Origin of the sequence: Candidatus Pelagibacter ubique HTCC1062 (genome assembly GCF_000012345.1) — a bacterium.
Lineage (GTDB): Bacteria > Pseudomonadota > Alphaproteobacteria > Pelagibacterales > Pelagibacteraceae > Pelagibacter > Pelagibacter ubiqueversans.
Genome location: NC_007205.1, coordinates 1,108,417 through 1,124,137, shown reverse-complemented (window position 1 = coordinate 1,124,137; position 15,721 = coordinate 1,108,417). Strand labels below are relative to the sequence as shown.

Annotated in this window: 18 protein-coding genes; 12 read left to right on the top strand and 6 right to left on the bottom strand. The window is 31.0% G+C overall.

All coding sequences use genetic code 11. The features are described 5' to 3' along the window. Nucleotides 1-17 precede the first annotated feature (17 nt). The 5 genes from SAR11_RS05875 to SAR11_RS05855 all read left to right on the top strand — a co-directional run bounded on the left by SAR11_RS05875 (nt 18) and on the right by SAR11_RS05855 (nt 2,918). Nucleotides 18-203 carry a hypothetical protein gene (locus SAR11_RS05875; protein ID WP_006996719.1) on the top strand — a complete coding sequence of 62 codons (186 nt, stop codon included), beginning with the start codon at nt 18-20 and terminating at the stop codon, nt 201-203. A 318-nt stretch (nt 204-521) separates the two neighbouring features. After that, nucleotides 522-1,421, top strand: coding sequence for an endonuclease NucS domain-containing protein (locus SAR11_RS05870; RefSeq protein ID WP_011282186.1), 900 nt, complete (start codon nt 522-524; stop codon nt 1,419-1,421). A gap of 82 nt (nt 1,422-1,503) precedes the next feature. Beyond that, complete coding sequence (locus tag SAR11_RS05865; protein WP_011282185.1) at nt 1,504-1,857, top strand: hypothetical protein; 354 nt, start codon at nt 1,504-1,506, stop codon at nt 1,855-1,857. Between the two features lie 7 nt (nt 1,858-1,864). Beyond that, nucleotides 1,865-2,593, top strand: coding sequence for a hypothetical protein (locus SAR11_RS05860; protein WP_011282184.1), 729 nt, complete (start codon nt 1,865-1,867; stop codon nt 2,591-2,593). Next, nucleotides 2,583-2,918, top strand: coding sequence for a hypothetical protein (locus SAR11_RS05855; protein WP_011282183.1), 336 nt, complete (start codon nt 2,583-2,585; stop codon nt 2,916-2,918). The genes SAR11_RS05860 and SAR11_RS05855 overlap by 11 nt, the downstream gene beginning before the upstream one ends. Before the next feature lie 3 nt (nt 2,919-2,921). On the opposite strand, the gene SAR11_RS05850 is transcribed toward SAR11_RS05855, so the two are convergent. Then, on the bottom strand, nt 2,922-3,281 hold the full coding sequence (locus tag SAR11_RS05850; RefSeq protein ID WP_011282182.1) for an exonuclease: 360 nt from the start codon (nt 3,279-3,281) through the stop codon (nt 2,922-2,924). A 445-nt stretch (nt 3,282-3,726) separates the two neighbouring features. Here SAR11_RS05850 and SAR11_RS05845 point away from each other — a divergent pair, with 445 nt between their 5' ends. The 4 genes from SAR11_RS05845 (at nt 3,727) to SAR11_RS05830 (ending at nt 6,526) form a co-directional block, all read left to right on the top strand. Beyond that, a complete protein-coding gene (locus tag SAR11_RS05845) occupies nt 3,727-4,290 on the top strand; it encodes a hypothetical protein (protein ID WP_011282181.1) in 564 nt (187 codons plus the stop codon). 3 nt (nt 4,291-4,293) lie between these two features. Further along, nucleotides 4,294-4,671: a hypothetical protein gene (locus SAR11_RS05840; RefSeq protein WP_011282180.1), complete on the top strand. Its 378-nt coding sequence runs from the start codon at nt 4,294-4,296 to the stop codon at nt 4,669-4,671. A gap of 248 nt (nt 4,672-4,919) precedes the next feature. Further along, entirely contained in the window at nt 4,920-5,570 is a 651-nt protein-coding gene (locus SAR11_RS05835) for a hypothetical protein (RefSeq protein WP_011282179.1), read from the top strand. Between the two features lie 62 nt (nt 5,571-5,632). Beyond that, nucleotides 5,633-6,526: a hypothetical protein gene (locus SAR11_RS05830; protein ID WP_148193093.1), complete on the top strand. Its 894-nt coding sequence runs from the start codon at nt 5,633-5,635 to the stop codon at nt 6,524-6,526. 168 nt (nt 6,527-6,694) lie between these two features. Here SAR11_RS05830 and SAR11_RS05825 read toward each other — a convergent pair whose 3' ends face one another. Both SAR11_RS05825 and SAR11_RS05820 read right to left on the bottom strand, forming a co-directional pair. Continuing rightward, entirely contained in the window at nt 6,695-6,976 is a 282-nt protein-coding gene (locus SAR11_RS05825) for a hypothetical protein (protein ID WP_011282177.1), read from the bottom strand. Further along, nucleotides 6,960-8,414: a phosphomannomutase/phosphoglucomutase gene (locus SAR11_RS05820; RefSeq protein WP_011282176.1), complete on the bottom strand. Its 1,455-nt coding sequence runs from the start codon at nt 8,412-8,414 to the stop codon at nt 6,960-6,962. Before SAR11_RS05820 ends, SAR11_RS05825 begins: the two co-directional genes overlap by 17 nt. A 156-nt stretch (nt 8,415-8,570) precedes the next feature. On the opposite strand from SAR11_RS05820, the gene SAR11_RS05815 reads away from it, so the two are divergent. The 3 genes from SAR11_RS05815 to SAR11_RS05805 are packed head-to-tail and all read left to right on the top strand — an operon-like array spanning nt 8,571 to nt 12,158. Beyond that, the gene (locus tag SAR11_RS05815) at nt 8,571-10,508 is read left to right on the top strand and encodes a ribonucleoside-diphosphate reductase subunit alpha (RefSeq protein WP_011282175.1); all 1,938 of its coding nucleotides are present in this window, start codon (nt 8,571-8,573) and stop codon (nt 10,506-10,508) included. 5 nt (nt 10,509-10,513) lie between these two features. Continuing rightward, nucleotides 10,514-11,527 (top strand): ribonucleotide-diphosphate reductase subunit beta, encoded by a 1,014-nt coding sequence (locus SAR11_RS05810; protein ID WP_011282174.1) that lies wholly within the window; start codon nt 10,514-10,516, stop codon nt 11,525-11,527. A 4-nt stretch (nt 11,528-11,531) separates the two neighbouring features. Then, nucleotides 11,532-12,158 (top strand): class I SAM-dependent methyltransferase, encoded by a 627-nt coding sequence (locus tag SAR11_RS05805; RefSeq protein ID WP_011282173.1) that lies wholly within the window; start codon nt 11,532-11,534, stop codon nt 12,156-12,158. Here SAR11_RS05805 and SAR11_RS05800 read toward each other — a convergent pair whose 3' ends face one another. The 3 genes from SAR11_RS05800 to SAR11_RS05790 are packed head-to-tail and all read right to left on the bottom strand — an operon-like array spanning nt 12,159 to nt 15,681. Further along, a complete protein-coding gene (locus SAR11_RS05800; protein ID WP_011282172.1) occupies nt 12,159-13,283 on the bottom strand; it encodes a bifunctional 2-methylcitrate synthase/citrate synthase in 1,125 nt (374 codons plus the stop codon). Beyond that, on the bottom strand, nt 13,283-14,179 hold the full coding sequence (gene prpB / locus SAR11_RS05795) for a methylisocitrate lyase (RefSeq protein WP_006996772.1): 897 nt from the start codon (nt 14,177-14,179) through the stop codon (nt 13,283-13,285). The genes SAR11_RS05800 and prpB overlap by 1 nt, the downstream gene beginning before the upstream one ends. After that, entirely contained in the window at nt 14,179-15,681 is a 1,503-nt protein-coding gene (locus SAR11_RS05790) for an MmgE/PrpD family protein (RefSeq protein WP_011282171.1), read from the bottom strand. Before SAR11_RS05790 ends, prpB begins: the two co-directional genes overlap by 1 nt. Between the last annotated feature and the right edge of the window lie 40 nt (nt 15,682-15,721).

The window sequence follows — 15,721 nt, the reverse complement described above, 5'->3', positions numbered from 1 at the left end:
ATGATAAAAGTTAATTTATGAATGTATTTATAATTTTATCAGTATTGGTAATTGTTGTTGGGGTTATTTTACTAGTTGCATCACCTGCTGCGTTATTTACTTTAAATTGGAAAGAAAAGTCAGGAAAAGACAAATTTCTGATGTTCTTATTTTATGGTATTTTGGTTTATATAATAAATATCATTTTTTGGATTATTAAATAAAGTAAATTATGTCTGTACTTGAAATACTATTAGCCATTGAACTTACTTATTTAGCTTACACAATAATTATGGATTTATGATCAAATATATTCTGCCAGCTATAATCATCTTCTTAATCGTATTATTCTGGGAAAAGATTACTGAAATAGTCTTTAAAAAATTTAATATTAGATTGAATTATATTATTGTCAGTGCTGTGTTAATAGCTATCGCCATAATAGTTTTATTAATCAATCTTTAAATTCTACGATCTTTTAGTTGATTAACTCTCATTCCATAGCCTAGACACCTGATTTGAATATTGGTAGGGTTGGATTAGTGAAATTAGAATTCAAAAAAGGCTCAAAATATTCTCGAAAAGACATAGGTTGGATTTGTTATCCAGAAAAGGGACCTCCACCACGAGGTAATTGGGAAACTGGATATGTACGTGTTGAAGATAATTTAATAATCTTTATGAACATCGGTGTGCCAGGAACTACAGGGCATGATTTTGCAAATCATTATGATCATTCAAAAGGAGTCATTGTTTGGTATGGAAAACCAAAATCACATTCTGGACAACCATTATTTCAAAAACTATTAGATGGAAATCTAACACCACACTTCTTTGCCCGTTGGGATAATAAAGATCCTCAATTCTCGTATTTAGGTATTGGAAATGTTGTGAGTTTTAAGGATGGCCATCCATGCTTAGATGGAAATAAGAATGAAGTTGAGACAATAGAATTAAAATTAACTGTAGAAGACTCAGGAGAAATAATTCCTATTCAAAACCAAACAAACGTTGATAAAAATATTTCATTAGAAAATAATTTAACTCCAAAGTCATCTTTCTTGCTAGAGAAGCATCTAGAAGATTATATTATCAAAAATTGGTCTAATATTGAGTTAAATAAAAATTATGATATTCACAAAGAAAACAATAAACTTTGCACCCAATATTCAACAGGTTCTGGTCCATTAGATATTTTAGCTATCAGCAAAGACCAAAAAGAATTTTTAGTTATTGAATTAAAAAAGGGTAGAGCTAGCGATATAGTCATGGGGCAAATACAGAGATATATGGGTCACATCAAAAATAATTTAGCTGGAGACAAAGATGTTAAGGGACTTATTATTGCCTTAGAAGATGATAAAAATTTAAGAGATGCCTTATCTGTGGCACCCAATATAAAGTTTATGAAATATGAAGTATCGTTTAAACTGGTTGAATAAATACATAGTTTTTTTAAGAAATACAACTTTTGCACGAGATAAAAAATATTTAAATTTATTTAAATTCTGATATTGTTTTTTTATGGGGATAAAGAAAAAAGCCTTATCAGCTATCGCAGGTGTTGCTTTTGTAACTTCAGCTACAGTTACACCAACATTAATAGCTTCTACAGCGCTTGTAACAGTTGGTACAACTACAGCCGAGGCAGCTTGTTATGGATCTGGCACTTTCAAAACTTGTACTGATGGCTCAACATACTCAACATATGGTAACAGCACTTACGGTTATAATGCTTACACCGGTTCAAGTTGGGGGTCATCTACATATGGCAATCAATCTTATGGATATTCATATAATGGTGGCACTACCACTAATTGGTCTTATGCTTATTATGGTGGATATGGCAGTGGTTACAGTTATAGCTGGGGCAACTAAAAAATAAGTGTCAGTAAAAAAGATAGGTTGGCTCATTGAAGATGGTCAGCCTGGAAATTTTATTTATAACGAACCCAACCCAGTAACTATAAACAAAAAAAAACCACTCTCAAACATGGCTGTACAAGCATGCCCAGCTGTTAATCAAGTAGAAAGTAGATATTTTGAAGTTCCTTGTCCATTCGATTTAAGACTAAGATGCGAAAAAAAAGATACTAATTTTGAAATATATTCTGTGCCAGAAGGAACTCGGATAGACGAAGAGCTTATTAAAAGAAATCTTAATCTTATGCCAAAAGATAGCTGGAGAAATGAAGATCGTCCTGTTATTCAAATTGAATGTCCTTATGCTTTCATTACAGATGAAGACATTTATTTGACTCAATTACCACCTTTTTTAAATTTTAATTCTAATTATTGGCCTGGTACTTTAATATCAGGAAGATTTAATATCACTAATTGGCCAAGAACACTTTCTTGGGCATTTGAATGGCACGATCTTTCGCAAGATTTAATACTTAAAAGAAATAAACCCTGGTTTTATGTTTTTTTTGAATCTAATAACCCGGAGGACAATTATAAATTGGTCGAAGCAGAATATACAGATGATCTAAGAAAATTTAAAAACTCTATGTTACAAACACCAAGATATGTATCTAATACTTTTTCACTATTTAAAACAGCAAAGAATAGAAGACCAAAAAAACTATTAGTAGAAAAAAAATATGATAGATAAAAATAAAGATAAAATTTTAGGAAGCATTAATTCAAAAGATAGTCCAGAAGAAGTTTTTACTGAGGGTTTTTGTGACTTAATAGTTTATAATGGCATAGTAAAATTTAATGTTTTTTCAAGACCAATTCATTCCAAGGAATTAATAAATACAAAAAAAATTAATAAAACTCTTACATTCACAACAGATAATTTTGAAAAATTTATCGAAGAATTAAATAAAGAATATATTGGGATTAAAGATCAATTTAAAAAACAATTATCAGAAAAAAAAAGTGAAGTTGAGGAAATTGATGAAAAACCTCTCAAAGGCAATAGGATTCTTTAATTTTTAATAACAAGCCATATTTTGCATGCTTTGATTAAGCATGCCCAATAAGAAATTTCCAACATTAGAGCCTGCATTCATTTTCGAGTTTTCTATTTTTTTTCTCATTGAGTCACATTCATTCTTGTCTTTTGCAACAGCAGACTCATATCTTATTTTTTCAATTTTATTCATGGCATAATTACATTGGTCAAAAATATTACTATTAAATTCACCATTTTTTTCAGCTTCATCTTCACATATGTGACTATTTTTAATGATTCTATCAGCGTATGTATCCCAGTATTTATCTTCAGCATCACCTGCTAAAGCGGGGTTAAAAAAAATTAATATTAAAGTTAATATATTAAAAATTTTTTTCACACAATTATCTTAGCAAAATTTATTATAATATAAAATTATAAATATATAGCTGCCTTTTTGAAAACACCTTTTTGGCTGATTGGAAACAAATGTTAATGATTAAGTAGAATCATGCATTGGATTTCATTCCTTTTCACCCGTTTACGTTTCTTTTCATTGTTCTCCTCTTTACGTAGACCCTTCGATAAGAGAAGGAGTGAAACCATTACTAACTACAAATTACTTTCCCTTAAAAATACAACCAACAATAGGAGTCTTGATATATGGAAATAAACGGTATTAATAAATACTGTCATGTAAGCGCTTACATTGCTTATGATAACTGCAGCCCAGTTTACAAACAAACCTTCAAGTTTGAACTCAGTCCAAGCACCCATAACAGCATCATTTGGGAGAAAATAATAAGAATACTTAAGAAAAACGGAATAAATGTGGAGCTTAAATCATGAAGCGGTTCTTAATCTTTGTGTCAGCTAATTTGTTTTTATTTCTATTAGTTATTGCCTATCAGGCTCAAGCAGATCATGAGGAATGGACGATAGATAAATATGAAACCTTATCTTACGCAAGGGTTAGTGGAGAAGTAACTCATGGTGATAGCTTAAATTTTTTTATATTATCAAGAGAAAACTGTGAAACAGTCTATAATAATTTTACTTTTTATACCTACGAAAAGCCTGCAGATATTTATCAACTAGAAGGTAAAAATATTCCAATTAAGATCAATGGTGAAGAGTTAACAGCTAAAGTTCAATCAATTAGTCCTTTTTTAATGGGGTTTAGAGTTAGTTTTTCTTTGGGGACTTATCCGCTTAAAGAATACATCTATCGCTTAAACAATTTTTATCAAAAAGAGAACAAGTATGAAATTGAGATAGTAGATGGGATCGATTTTAAAGCTGCTAAATATTTTGACATACCTAATAATAATTGGAGATTAGACAAACTCGTACCCTCTGTATTAGAGGCACGTAAACTTTGTGAAACCATTGAACATGTGGATAGTTAGATAATGTTAAGAATTATCTTATTTATTTTACTATTATTACCAACAACTTCTAACGCTGATCAAGGTTTAAAAATCTCATGCCTTAATATGAAATATGTAGTTATTGGAAGAAAACATGATCCTTTAAAATTTACAATGCAAGCTGTAGGGCTTGAATACTTTGATAAAGAGAAGGGTGAATTTGTAATGATTGAAGCTAATAAATTAGATATTGGTGAAAACCAGATAACTGCAAGGTTTGCAGATTATGAATTAGGTTTTCAAATGATCGTGCTTGATGGAGATACAGAACCTAGCATGACCATGTCAAAATACGACTTTAAAAATAATAGATTCTTAGAGCATTATAAGTGTGACGTTGAAACTGGTAATATAGAATAGGTAATATTGCTAAAAATAGAGACGGTACATGAAGTTAACTGAGACTAACGTTAAGACAATAACTAGTAAATATATTAGTTGGGTTAATACTCATAAACAAGGAAGATGGATAAGTATTCATTCAAATGAATACCAATGAAAGGTGAATAAAAAGGCGCCATTTTATTATTAAAAAAGTTCTATTTAATAAAATAAAAACCTTACATGTCATATAGACAACTCTAGATAAATGAATAAATTAATGATTAATGAAAATCTTAACTACTTTAATTATAAGTTTTTTTATTATTTTTCACTCAAATTCATTTAGCGCAACAAAAGAGCCTCTAACAGTGATACAGGAAATCAAAGCTCTGGGCGTTTTTGTTGAGCCAAAAGTATATCCTGTTGGTATGTTAGAATCTTTTAGTAAAAGTTGTGTTAAATTTTATTGTCGAGCAAACAAAGCAACCAAAACAATGTCTAAAACATTCCAACGTGGTCCTGAATATCACCAAAAATACCCAGGTGAGCAGTTATATGCACTTGCACAATTTGAATTATATTACCTTCAACAATTAAAACAGAATCAAAAAAAACTTCAAAAATTTGTATCTACTTGGCCAGATAAAAAAAGGTATGGAAAAAATGTAGTTTCATTAATTAAATTAAACAAGAGTAGAGAAAAAATGAGAGCAGCTTTAGGGATGGATTTAAACACTAGTGTTGAAGATGCTATGGAGCGATATTGGGTAATGGGTGATTTTCTAAACAAAGGAGAAATTAAAAAAAATAAGATTGATAAAAATACAAAAAAGCGCGCAGAATTATTAACTAAGTATAAAAATGCAATTAGTACCTTTAATTCTACTTTAAAGAATAAAGAGAACCTTGATTTATACGATGAAATACAAAAATGATTAAAGATAAATTTAATAACATAAAATATATAATATTTGTAAGTCTGATGATTTTATTTTTAATGTCAAATTTAACTTATGCTAATGATGCTGAAAAAGAATATAAAAAATTTATTAAAGAGACAAATAAAATTAGAAAACAGTTAGACAAATTACCCACAGAGGCCTCTGACGAATTGACAGTTATTGATGAAGCGATTAAAGAATTGGATCAAGCTTTTGACTTTGCTAATGAAAATTTCAAAGAAAACAAAATTGAAATCACTAAAATAACTCTAGATTATATTGATAAGTCACTTGCTGATATTAGTAAGTTGGCACCCAAAGAGTTTAGTAACGACTTATCTGTTGTAGATATGAAAAGTTTACCTAAAGAAAATTTTCAAGAAATAATGGAAACAAGTAAACAAATGAAGATTATTAAAAATGAAAAAATTACATCTTTAGTTGAGAATATGACTATTGTTGAGAAAGAGGGTCTTAATCTTTTTCAAGTCAGCAAAAATTTAAATGAATTAGGAGTTAACACTTTAAATTTTGAAGATATTGCAAAAGTTGTAAGCGAGAACTCCTCATTAAAAGAAGATGTTTTAAATGCATCTAAAAAAGGAATTTCAGAAGAGGACTATACTAAACAACTAGAGACTATTGCTGAAGCTGAAAGACTTGGAATTACTGAATCAACAACAGCAGTTGCAGATGCAGCTAAGTCCCAAAATCTTGATGTCGATGTGATGCCAACACTTGAAACAATGCAAAGTGATTTTTTTGATGCGGCAGCTCACAATGAGGCTATGGCAGAAATGGCGGCTGAAATAGCATCTGGTGATATAGGTTCAGATACAGCAAAAGCAGAAGCTGCAGCAAGTTATTCTGAAAGTGATAGATCTGATCAGAAATCAAAATCAGATGCTGATGCAGGTTCGCTTGCTACAGAAGCTTGTCCTACATGCTGATTGTTTTACTTAATCAAAGTATAAAAACATAGATTTAGATGAATATTAGAAAAAAATAAGAAAAGGTTAAGTTTTATTACTAGAAATAGAGACGGTACATGAAGTTAACTGAGACTACCGTTAACACAATAACTAGTAAATATAGGGATATATAATCTTTTGGGGTCATCATTGGTTATTTTCACATTCCTCTGTTGCAAATGCAGTTAGCTCCATGATCTCTTCAGGTGTTTTACTAAAGACTTCATCGATTTGTTTGTCATTGAATTTAGCGCTTAATTTATCAATTGTGCACTGGCAGTATACTTTAGCATTTTCGTTACCCAAATATTGCTTAGAGTTAGTGTAACAACCAATGTATAATTCCTTCTCATATTGAGGGCTTAGAGCATGACTTTTAGAGGTAAATAGGAGGATAAAGATTAGTAGATATTTATATTTTTTGATCATATTCACCAACTTTGCCAGTTTTTTGTAAAAGGTCATCAATAAAATCAAAGATCTTTTTCTTTCTCTCATCTGATGTTGGGCTTTCGGTTACAATAACTAATGATGGTTTATTTGATGAGGCTCTAATTAAACCCCATGATCCATCTTTAAAAGAAAACCTGATACCATTAACTGTTAAGACTTCACTAATCTCTTGGTCATCAATTTTAGTTTTATTATCTTTAATAGCGTTTACTTGCTTAACTAAATCTTCAACTACTTGATATTTCTCTTCATCCTTACAAAAGGGAGCCATTGTTGGGGTTTGAAAAGTATTAGGTAATTCTTTTATAATTTCATTCATAGATTTATTTTGATTATCTAATAAATGGCACACATGAATTGCAGAATTTATTCCATCATCATAACCAAAACCTAAAGGTTGGTTAAAGAAAAAATGACCACTTTTCTCAAATCCAGCTAATGCTTTTTCAGTATTAACTTTTCTTTTAATGTGTGAGTGACCTGTCTTCCAATAAATGGTTTCACAGTTATTATCACTTAAAACTTTATCAGTTGCGTACAATCCAGTTGATTTTACATCAACTATAAATTTAGAATTTTTATGAGTTTTAGATAAATTTCTTGCGATCAATAATCCAATTTTATCTGAAAATATTTCATCCCCTGTATTATCAATTACACCAACTCTATCGCCATCACCATCAAAACCGAAACCAATATCAGCGTTATTATCTTTTACAGCTTTTGCAATTGCATGTAACATCTCTAAATCTTCTGGATTTGGATTATATTTTGGAAAAGTCCAATCAAGATCACAATCGAGTTCTATTACCTCACAACCAATACCTCTTAAAATTTCAGGGGCAAATATTCCAGCGGTACCATTACCACATGCAACAACTGCTTTAATTTTTTTTGTTATTTTATTTTTATTTATTAAATCATTTTTATAAATTTGCTGAAAACCATCTATGTGTTTCTCATTACCTTCACCTTTTATGAAATTTTCATTTAAGGTAATTTCTTTTAATTCTTTCATCTCTTCTGGTGCATGGGTTAAACCTTTTTTGATACCCATTTTAACTCCAGTCCAACCATTTTCATTATGACTAGCAGTTACCATTGCAACAGCATCTGCATCTAAATTAAATTGTGCAAAATAAACAGTAGGGGATAATGATAAACCTATGTCTTCAACATTACATCCAGTTGAAAGTAGTCCTTTTTTAAGAGCAGATTTTATTTCTTCACTGTAAGATCTATAATCATGACCAACAATTACTCTTGGATTAGTTTTTTTTGTATGTTTTATAATTTGAGTTCCTAAACCTCTTCCTAGATTCTCTATTCCGAGTTGGTTTATGTCCTTCTCGTACAACCACCTCGCGTCATACTCTCTGAAGCCATATGGATCTATTTTTAAATTTGTTGTCATTGTTAACCTTTCTTACATTCATTTTATTTTTTTATTGATTTTTTTTTTATATGTTCTATAAATGTTCTGTTGAATAATGATTTATATGGTGTATCAATGGTTTCAGCATACAACATGTAGTTGTTTTGTGAAAAATAACTTATAAAATATTAAAATATGAACAAAATACTATCACAGGCACTCAAGAAAGCTGTCTCCGAATATAGCCCAAATAATAGCGAACTTTCAAAGAGCAAAGGTCCAGATTTATTTTCACTTAGCAATGATACAGAACTTTTTCAAAATGAAAAAGGTATAATTATTAAAATTGATAGAACAAGAGATTCAAAATTAACTGACTTTGGTAAAGCAACTTTAAAAGATAGATACTTAGGTCAAAACGAATCTTTTCAAGATTTATTTGCTCGTGTTGCAAGTTCATATGCAGATGACAATTTACATGCACAAAGAATTTATAACTACATTAGTAATTTATGGTTTATGCCAGCAACTCCAGTTTTATCAAATGGTGGAACTAAAAGAGGTTTGCCAATTTCATGTTTTTTAAATGAAGCATCAGACAGTTTAAATGGAATACTTGATCTATGGAGTGAGAACGTTTGGTTAGCTGCTAAAGGTGGTGGGATTGGAAGTTACTGGGGTAACCTTAGATCTATTGGAGAAAAAATTGGTAAAGTTGGAAAGACATCAGGAATAATTCCTTTCATCAAAGTAATGGACTCGTTAACGATGGCAATTAGTCAAGGTTCATTAAGAAGAGGATCTGCTGCTTGTTATCTTCCAATTGAGCATCCTGAAATTGAAGAGTTTATTGAAATGAGAAGACCCACAGGTGGAGATCCAAATAGAAAAGCATTAAACCTTCATCATGGTGTTTTAGTATCAGATGCATTTATGAGAGCTGTTGAAACAGATGAGCAATGGGCATTAAAAAGTCCTGCAGATGGAACTGTACAACAAACTATCTCTGCAAGAAATTTATGGATTAGATTATTAACTGCAAGAATTGAAACAGGTGAGCCTTATATAATCTATATCGATACAGTGAATAGACAAATTCCACAACACCATAAATTAGCAAATCTAACTGTTAAAACTTCTAACCTTTGTAGTGAAATCACATTACCTACAGGAATAGATAAAAATGGCAGAGATAGAACTGCTGTTTGTTGTTTATCATCTTTAAACTTAGAAAAGTATGATGAGTGGAAAGACGACAACGTTATGATTAACGATGTTATGAGATTTTTAGATAACGTATTAACTGATTTTATTGAAAGAGCTCCAGAGCAATTTGATGATGCAAAATATTCTGCTGAAAAAGAAAGAAGTGTTGGCCTAGGTGTTATGGGTTTCCATTCTTACTTACAAAAGCATAGTATTCCACTTGAGTCAGTTATGAGTAAAGCTTGGAATAAAAAGATATTCAAACATATTCAAGAACACGTAGATCAAGCCTCAAAAGATTTAGCTGATGAAAGAGGAGCTTGTCCAGATGCTGCAGATTATGGTTATAATGAAAGATTTTCTAACAAAACTGCGATTGCACCTACAGCTTCTATTTCTATTATCTGTGGTGGAGCATCCCCTGGAGTAGAGCCAGTTGCAGCAAATAGTTACACGCACAAAACTTTATCTGGATCATTTAATGTTAGAAACAGATACTTAGTAGAATTATTAGAAAAACATGGGAAAAATACTGATGATGTTTGGTCTGGTATTACAACAAATCAAGGGTCCGTTTCTCATTTAGATTTTTTAACTGATTTAGAAAAAGATGTTTTCAAAACTGCTTTTGAGTTGGATCAAAAATGGATTATTGAATTAAGTGGAGATAGAACGCCGTATATATCTCAAGCTCAATCAATTAACTTATTCGTGCCAGCTGATATTCACAAAAGAGAATTGCACAAAATTCATTTTGATGCTTGGAAAAAAGGTTTAAAGAGCCTTTATTACTGTAGATCAAAATCAATTCAACGTGCGGAAAATGTTAATGACACTAAAGCAACAGATGTTAACGCAAATGTTTACAAATCAAAACCACAAACAACTGAACAACCAGAATACGAGGAGTGCCTATCATGTCAGTAGAAAAAATGAATACTAAAATTATTCAACCACCAAAAGAGGAAATAGTTAAACCCCAAAAAATGGGACTGCTAGTTGAAAACCCAGTTTACAAACCTTTTAGATATCCATGGTGTTATGATGCTTGGTTAACTCAACAAAGAATTCATTGGTTACCAGAGGAGGTGCCTCTTGGTGATGATGTTAGAGATTGGCAGAAAAATTTAACTCAATCTGAAAAAAATTTATTAACACAAATTTTTAGATTTTTTACTCAAGCTGATGTTGAAGTACAAAATTGTTATTTAAGACATTATACAACTGTGTTTAAACCTACAGAAGTTTTAATGATGATGACTGCTTTTGCTTCAATGGAAACAGTTCACATCGCAGCTTACTCTCATTTACTTGATACGATTGGAATGCCTGAGTCTGAATATTCTGCGTTCATGAAATATAAAGAGATGAAAGATAAATACGACTACATGCAAAATTTTGACATGAGTTCAAAAAAAGACATTGCATTAACGGTAGCTGTATTTAGTGCATTCACTGAAGGCTTACAATTATTTGCAAGTTTTGCAATCTTACTTAACTTCCCAAGACATAATAAAATGAAAGGGATGGGCCAAATTGTTACTTGGTCTGTAAGAGATGAAACGTTGCACTGTAACTCTATGATTAGACTGTTTAAAGAGTTCATTCATGAGAACCCAGAAATCTGGACTCCTGAATTAAAAGCAGAACTTTATAAAGCATGTAGAACAATCATTGAGCATGAGGATGCTTTCATTGATTTAGCTTTTGAAATGGGTCCTATGCAAGGTCTTACAGCGCAAGATGTAAAACTTTATATAAGATTTATTGCTAACAGAAGATTATCTCAGCTTGGATTAGAGCCAATTTATGATGTGGACAAGAACCCACTTACTTGGTTAGATTCTATGTTGAATGCAGTTGAACACATGAACTTCTTCGAAGGTCGTTCTACTGAATATTCTAAAGCAGCAACTCAAGGAACTTGGACAGAAGCTTTTAGTTAATCTTTTGAAATATAAGAAATATTTTAGAAAAACTAGCCTTAAACAAGAAGGTATTGGAGAGCAATTTCTTAATGAAATAGCCTCCAAGAAACCTAAAAATTTCCTTGAGATTGGTGTGTTTCATGGTGTTACTGCACGAAATGTTTGTGAGTTATTACACAGCATTCATGGAAATGATTTCAAATATATAGGATTAGATTTGTTTGGTGAAAGTGCTGAAAATGCTAATGAAGTTATACCAAACACTAGGTTTAATAATCCCTTAAAGCAAATATATTTCAAGTATATCTTAAGACAAGATCCATACTCAGTTGAGGCGGTAACCTATCTTTTAAAAAAATTTAAAGAAAATATTCATTTAATTAAAGGGAATTCAAATTTACTTTTAAAAAAGATGGATATGTCTCAAATTGACTATGTCTTTTTAGATGGAGGACATGCTTATGAGACGGTTAAAAATGACCTTCATTATTCAAAACCAGTTCTAGATAATAATGGAACCGTTCTTTGTGATGACTACAACTTAAGTCAAGCACCAGGGGTCAAACAAGCCATAGATGAATTTGTTAGAGATAACAATCTCAAATCAGAAATTATTTTCGAAAGATTTGCTAAAATAGAAAAAAATTAATTATCTTTGGTTAAGCTGTATTACTTTTCTGTGCTTGCTACCTTTATAACTTGCAAGTGGTCTAATTAATTTATTAGCAGCATGTTGCTCCATGATATGTGCAGACCAACCTGTAATTCTTGAAATTACAAATATTGGGGTAAAGAAATCAGTATCAAAACCCATTAAATGGTAAGTAGGTCCTGTTGGGTAATCAACATTTGGATAAATATTTTTTTCTTTAATCATTACCTTTTCAACGATGTCATAAATTTTTTCAAATGTTTTATCTTTTTTAATAATAGCTACTCTTTTAAAGTATTCTCTCATGGTTGGAACTCTTGAGTCTCCACTTTTGTAAACTCTATGACCAAATCCCATCACCACATCTTTGTTTTTAAGAGCCTTCGTAATCCATTTTAAAGCGTTCTCAGGTTTTTTAATTTTCTTCATCATGTGCATTACTTCTTCATTAGCACCACCATGAAGAGGACCTTTTAAACTAGCGATCGCACCTGTGATTGCTCCATGAATGTCAGATAAACTACTGGTAATAGTTCTTGCAGTAAATGTGGATACGTTAAAACTATGCTCAGCGTATAAAATTAGTGATACATCAAAAGCTTTAACAATTTCTTTTTCAGGAACTTTTCCAAAGCACATATGGAAAAAGTTTCCAGAAAAAGTAAGATTTTTCTTTGGAGCTATAATTTTTTTCCCTTTTCGAAGTCTGTAAAAAGCAGCTAACGCTGTAGGTGTTTTTGCAAGAATTCTAATCGCCTTTCTTAAATTTGCTTTTGGTGAGCTATCTTTAGTTTCTTTGTCTTCAAGACCCATGACACTAACAGCTGTTCTCGCAACATCCATTGGATGAGAATTTTTAGGTATTTTTTTTAAAATACTTAATAAATTTTTAGATAAAGTTATTTCTTTAGATAATTCTTTCTTAAATTCCTTTAATTGTTTTTTATTAGGTAATTCTTTATTTAAAATTAAGTAAGCAACTTCTTCAAAATCACATCTTGCACATAAATCTTGAGCTGCATAACCTCTATAAGTAAGAGAATTGATCTCTGGCATAACTTTTGAAATTTCTGTTTCATCAACAACTATCCCTAGTAAACCTTTTTTAATATCATCACTCATTATTCATGTCCTTCCGTACTAAAGTTATAAATTTTTTCATCTAACGAATTGTACTTTTCATATTCTACTAACTCGTAAAGTCTTTTTCTAGTTTGCATTTTATCAATAATGTTGTTCTGATGTCCATTCACAAAAATGTCTCTAAGACCATCTTCTACATTTTTCATAGCCAATCTTTGTGTGGTTACTGGATAAATCACAATATTATACCCAAAATTTTCTAACTCTTTGTAATTGAATAACTTAGATTTTCCAAATTCTGTCATATTAGCCAGTAAGTAACATGATAATTCTTTTCTAACTTTTTCAAAATCTTTTTCATCCTGTAAAGCTTCTGGGAAAATAATTTCAGCTCCAGCATCAATATATGCCTTACATCTATCAATCATCTTATCTATTCCCTCAACTCCTTTAGCATCAGATCTTGCTATAATTTTAAAATTTTCATCTTGTTTTGCGGCTACACATTCTTTAATTTTCTTAACCATTGCTTCAGTTGAAATTAATTCTTTGTTATCTAAGTGACCACATCTTTTTCGTTCTACTTGATCTTCTAAGTGAACTGCTGACACCCCAAATTCTTCAAAAGTTTTAATAGTTTCTTCACAAGACTTAAAGCCAGTGTCGATATCAACGATGGTAGGTAAACTTGTAACTCTAGATATTAAATAAGATCTAGTACTAACATCTTGAAGCGTAGTTAAACCTATATCTGGAAAACCTAAATCATTAGCCATAACTCCACCTGATACATAAACTGCGTCATACCCAATTTCTTCAATTAGTTTTGCTGTTAGTGGGTTATAAGCTCCTGGCACTCTTAAAATTTTATTTGATTTTAGTTTACTAACAAAGTCAGCTCTTTTTTGACTGGGCTCTTTTTCTACAAAATGCATTAAAAAATTCCTTGTTTCGTATTTTTCTTTATCTGACTTCTTTTAACCTGGATGTTTAATTTATTTAACTCTCCAGCTTTCAGGTTTTTAAGATTTTGAACAACTTTTAAGAAACGTGCACTCTCTTTTTTATCTAAGATACCGTCTGTTAACGTTAAAAACTTATTTATATAATTTTGTCTTTTAAACGGACGTGCTCCATATGGATGAGCATCTGCTCTATCTAATTGTTCTGTAATTTTTTTACCATTATTTAAAGTAACTACAACTCTTGCACCAAATGATTTATTTTTTGGATTAGGATCGTGATATTTTTTAGTCCATTTTTTATCTTCAAACGTCGTAATTGATTTCCAAATTTTTATAGTGCTTTTTCTATTAGCTCTTTGTTTGGTATATGATTTAACATGGTGCCAATCAGCATCTTCAAGTGCTACTGCAAAGATGTACATAATAGAGTGATCAAGTGTTTCTCTACTTGCATTTGGATCCATTTTTTGTGGATCATTTGCACCAGTTCCAATTACGTAATGAGTGTGATGACTTGTGTAAATATCAATTTTTTTAATTTGATTTAAATTAGGAATTTTCTTATTAAGTTTTTTAGCAATATCTATTAGTGCTTGAGACTGGTATTCAGCTGAATATTCTTTTGTATAGGTCTCAAGTATCGCTTTCTTAGATTCTTTTTTCTTAGGAAGGGGCACATTGTATAAAGCTTTCTTACCATCTAATATTCTAGCTATAACACTGTCTTCTCCTTCATAAATAGGACTTGGCGCACCTTCACCACGCATTGCTCTATCAACTGCTTCAATTGCAAGTTTACCAGCATGAGCAGGGGCGTAAGCTTTCCAACTAGAGATTTCACCTTTTCTAGATTGTCTTGTCGAAACTGTTGTATGTAGAGCTTGTTGAACTGCTTGATAAATTGTTTCAGTGTTTAGCTTTAACATTGTACCCAAACCTGCCGCAACACTTGGTCCTAAGTGTGCTATGTGATCTATTTTATGTTTATGCAAACAAATTCCTTTAACTAAATTAACTTGAACCTCATAACCTGTAATAATTCCTCTTAACAAATCTAGTCCACTTTTTTTAGTTTGTTGAGCTACACTTAAAATGGGTGGAATGTTATCTCCAGGATGACTGTAATCTTCTGCTAAAAAAGTATCATGAAAATCAAGCTCTCTAACAGCTGTTCCATTTGACCAAGCAGCCCACTCACAATCAAATTTTAATTTTGAATCAATACCAAATAAATTTGCACCATTTTTTCTAGGATGCTTTAAGGCCATTTCTCTAGAAGAGATAACCGCTTTTCTATTTAAAGAAGCAATGGCAACTGAAGCATTATCAATTATTCTATTAATAACCATCTCAATGGCTGCCTTATCTAACTTTGCATTATCAGAAGCAATTTCAGCAATTTTCCATGCTAATTGATTTTTTTTAGGTAAATCAATTTTTGATGGGTAAACTTTAACTCTATGTGAAATCATTAGGCCTCCTTAATTGTGCAAACCTATTAATAGTAAGAAA

Excerpts from the sequence above, each read along its gene's own strand:
- SAR11_RS05825 (WP_011282177.1), bottom strand. The coding sequence starts at position 6,976 with ATGATCAAAAAATATAAATATCTACTAATCTTTATCCTCCTATTTACC.
- prpB (WP_006996772.1), bottom strand. The coding sequence starts at position 14,179 with ATGCATTTTGTAGAAAAAGAGCCCAGTCAAAAAAGAGCTGACTTTGTT.
- SAR11_RS05840 (WP_011282180.1), top strand. The coding sequence starts at position 4,294 with ATGTTAAGAATTATCTTATTTATTTTACTATTATTACCAACAACTTCT.
- SAR11_RS05845 (WP_011282181.1), top strand. The coding sequence starts at position 3,727 with ATGAAGCGGTTCTTAATCTTTGTGTCAGCTAATTTGTTTTTATTTCTA.
- SAR11_RS05855 (WP_011282183.1), top strand. The coding sequence starts at position 2,583 with ATGATAGATAAAAATAAAGATAAAATTTTAGGAAGCATTAATTCAAAA.
- SAR11_RS05820 (WP_011282176.1), bottom strand. The coding sequence starts at position 8,414 with ATGACAACAAATTTAAAAATAGATCCATATGGCTTCAGAGAGTATGAC.
- SAR11_RS05865 (WP_011282185.1), top strand. The coding sequence starts at position 1,504 with ATGGGGATAAAGAAAAAAGCCTTATCAGCTATCGCAGGTGTTGCTTTT.
- SAR11_RS05800 (WP_011282172.1), bottom strand. The coding sequence starts at position 13,283 with ATGAGTGATGATATTAAAAAAGGTTTACTAGGGATAGTTGTTGATGAA.
- SAR11_RS05810 (WP_011282174.1), top strand. The coding sequence starts at position 10,514 with ATGAATACTAAAATTATTCAACCACCAAAAGAGGAAATAGTTAAACCC.
- SAR11_RS05790 (WP_011282171.1), bottom strand. The coding sequence starts at position 15,681 with ATGATTTCACATAGAGTTAAAGTTTACCCATCAAAAATTGATTTACCT.
- SAR11_RS05875 (WP_006996719.1), top strand. The coding sequence starts at position 18 with ATGAATGTATTTATAATTTTATCAGTATTGGTAATTGTTGTTGGGGTT.
- SAR11_RS05835 (WP_011282179.1), top strand. The coding sequence starts at position 4,920 with ATGAAAATCTTAACTACTTTAATTATAAGTTTTTTTATTATTTTTCAC.
- SAR11_RS05830 (WP_148193093.1), top strand. The coding sequence starts at position 5,633 with ATGTCAAATTTAACTTATGCTAATGATGCTGAAAAAGAATATAAAAAA.
- SAR11_RS05815 (WP_011282175.1), top strand. The coding sequence starts at position 8,571 with ATGAACAAAATACTATCACAGGCACTCAAGAAAGCTGTCTCCGAATAT.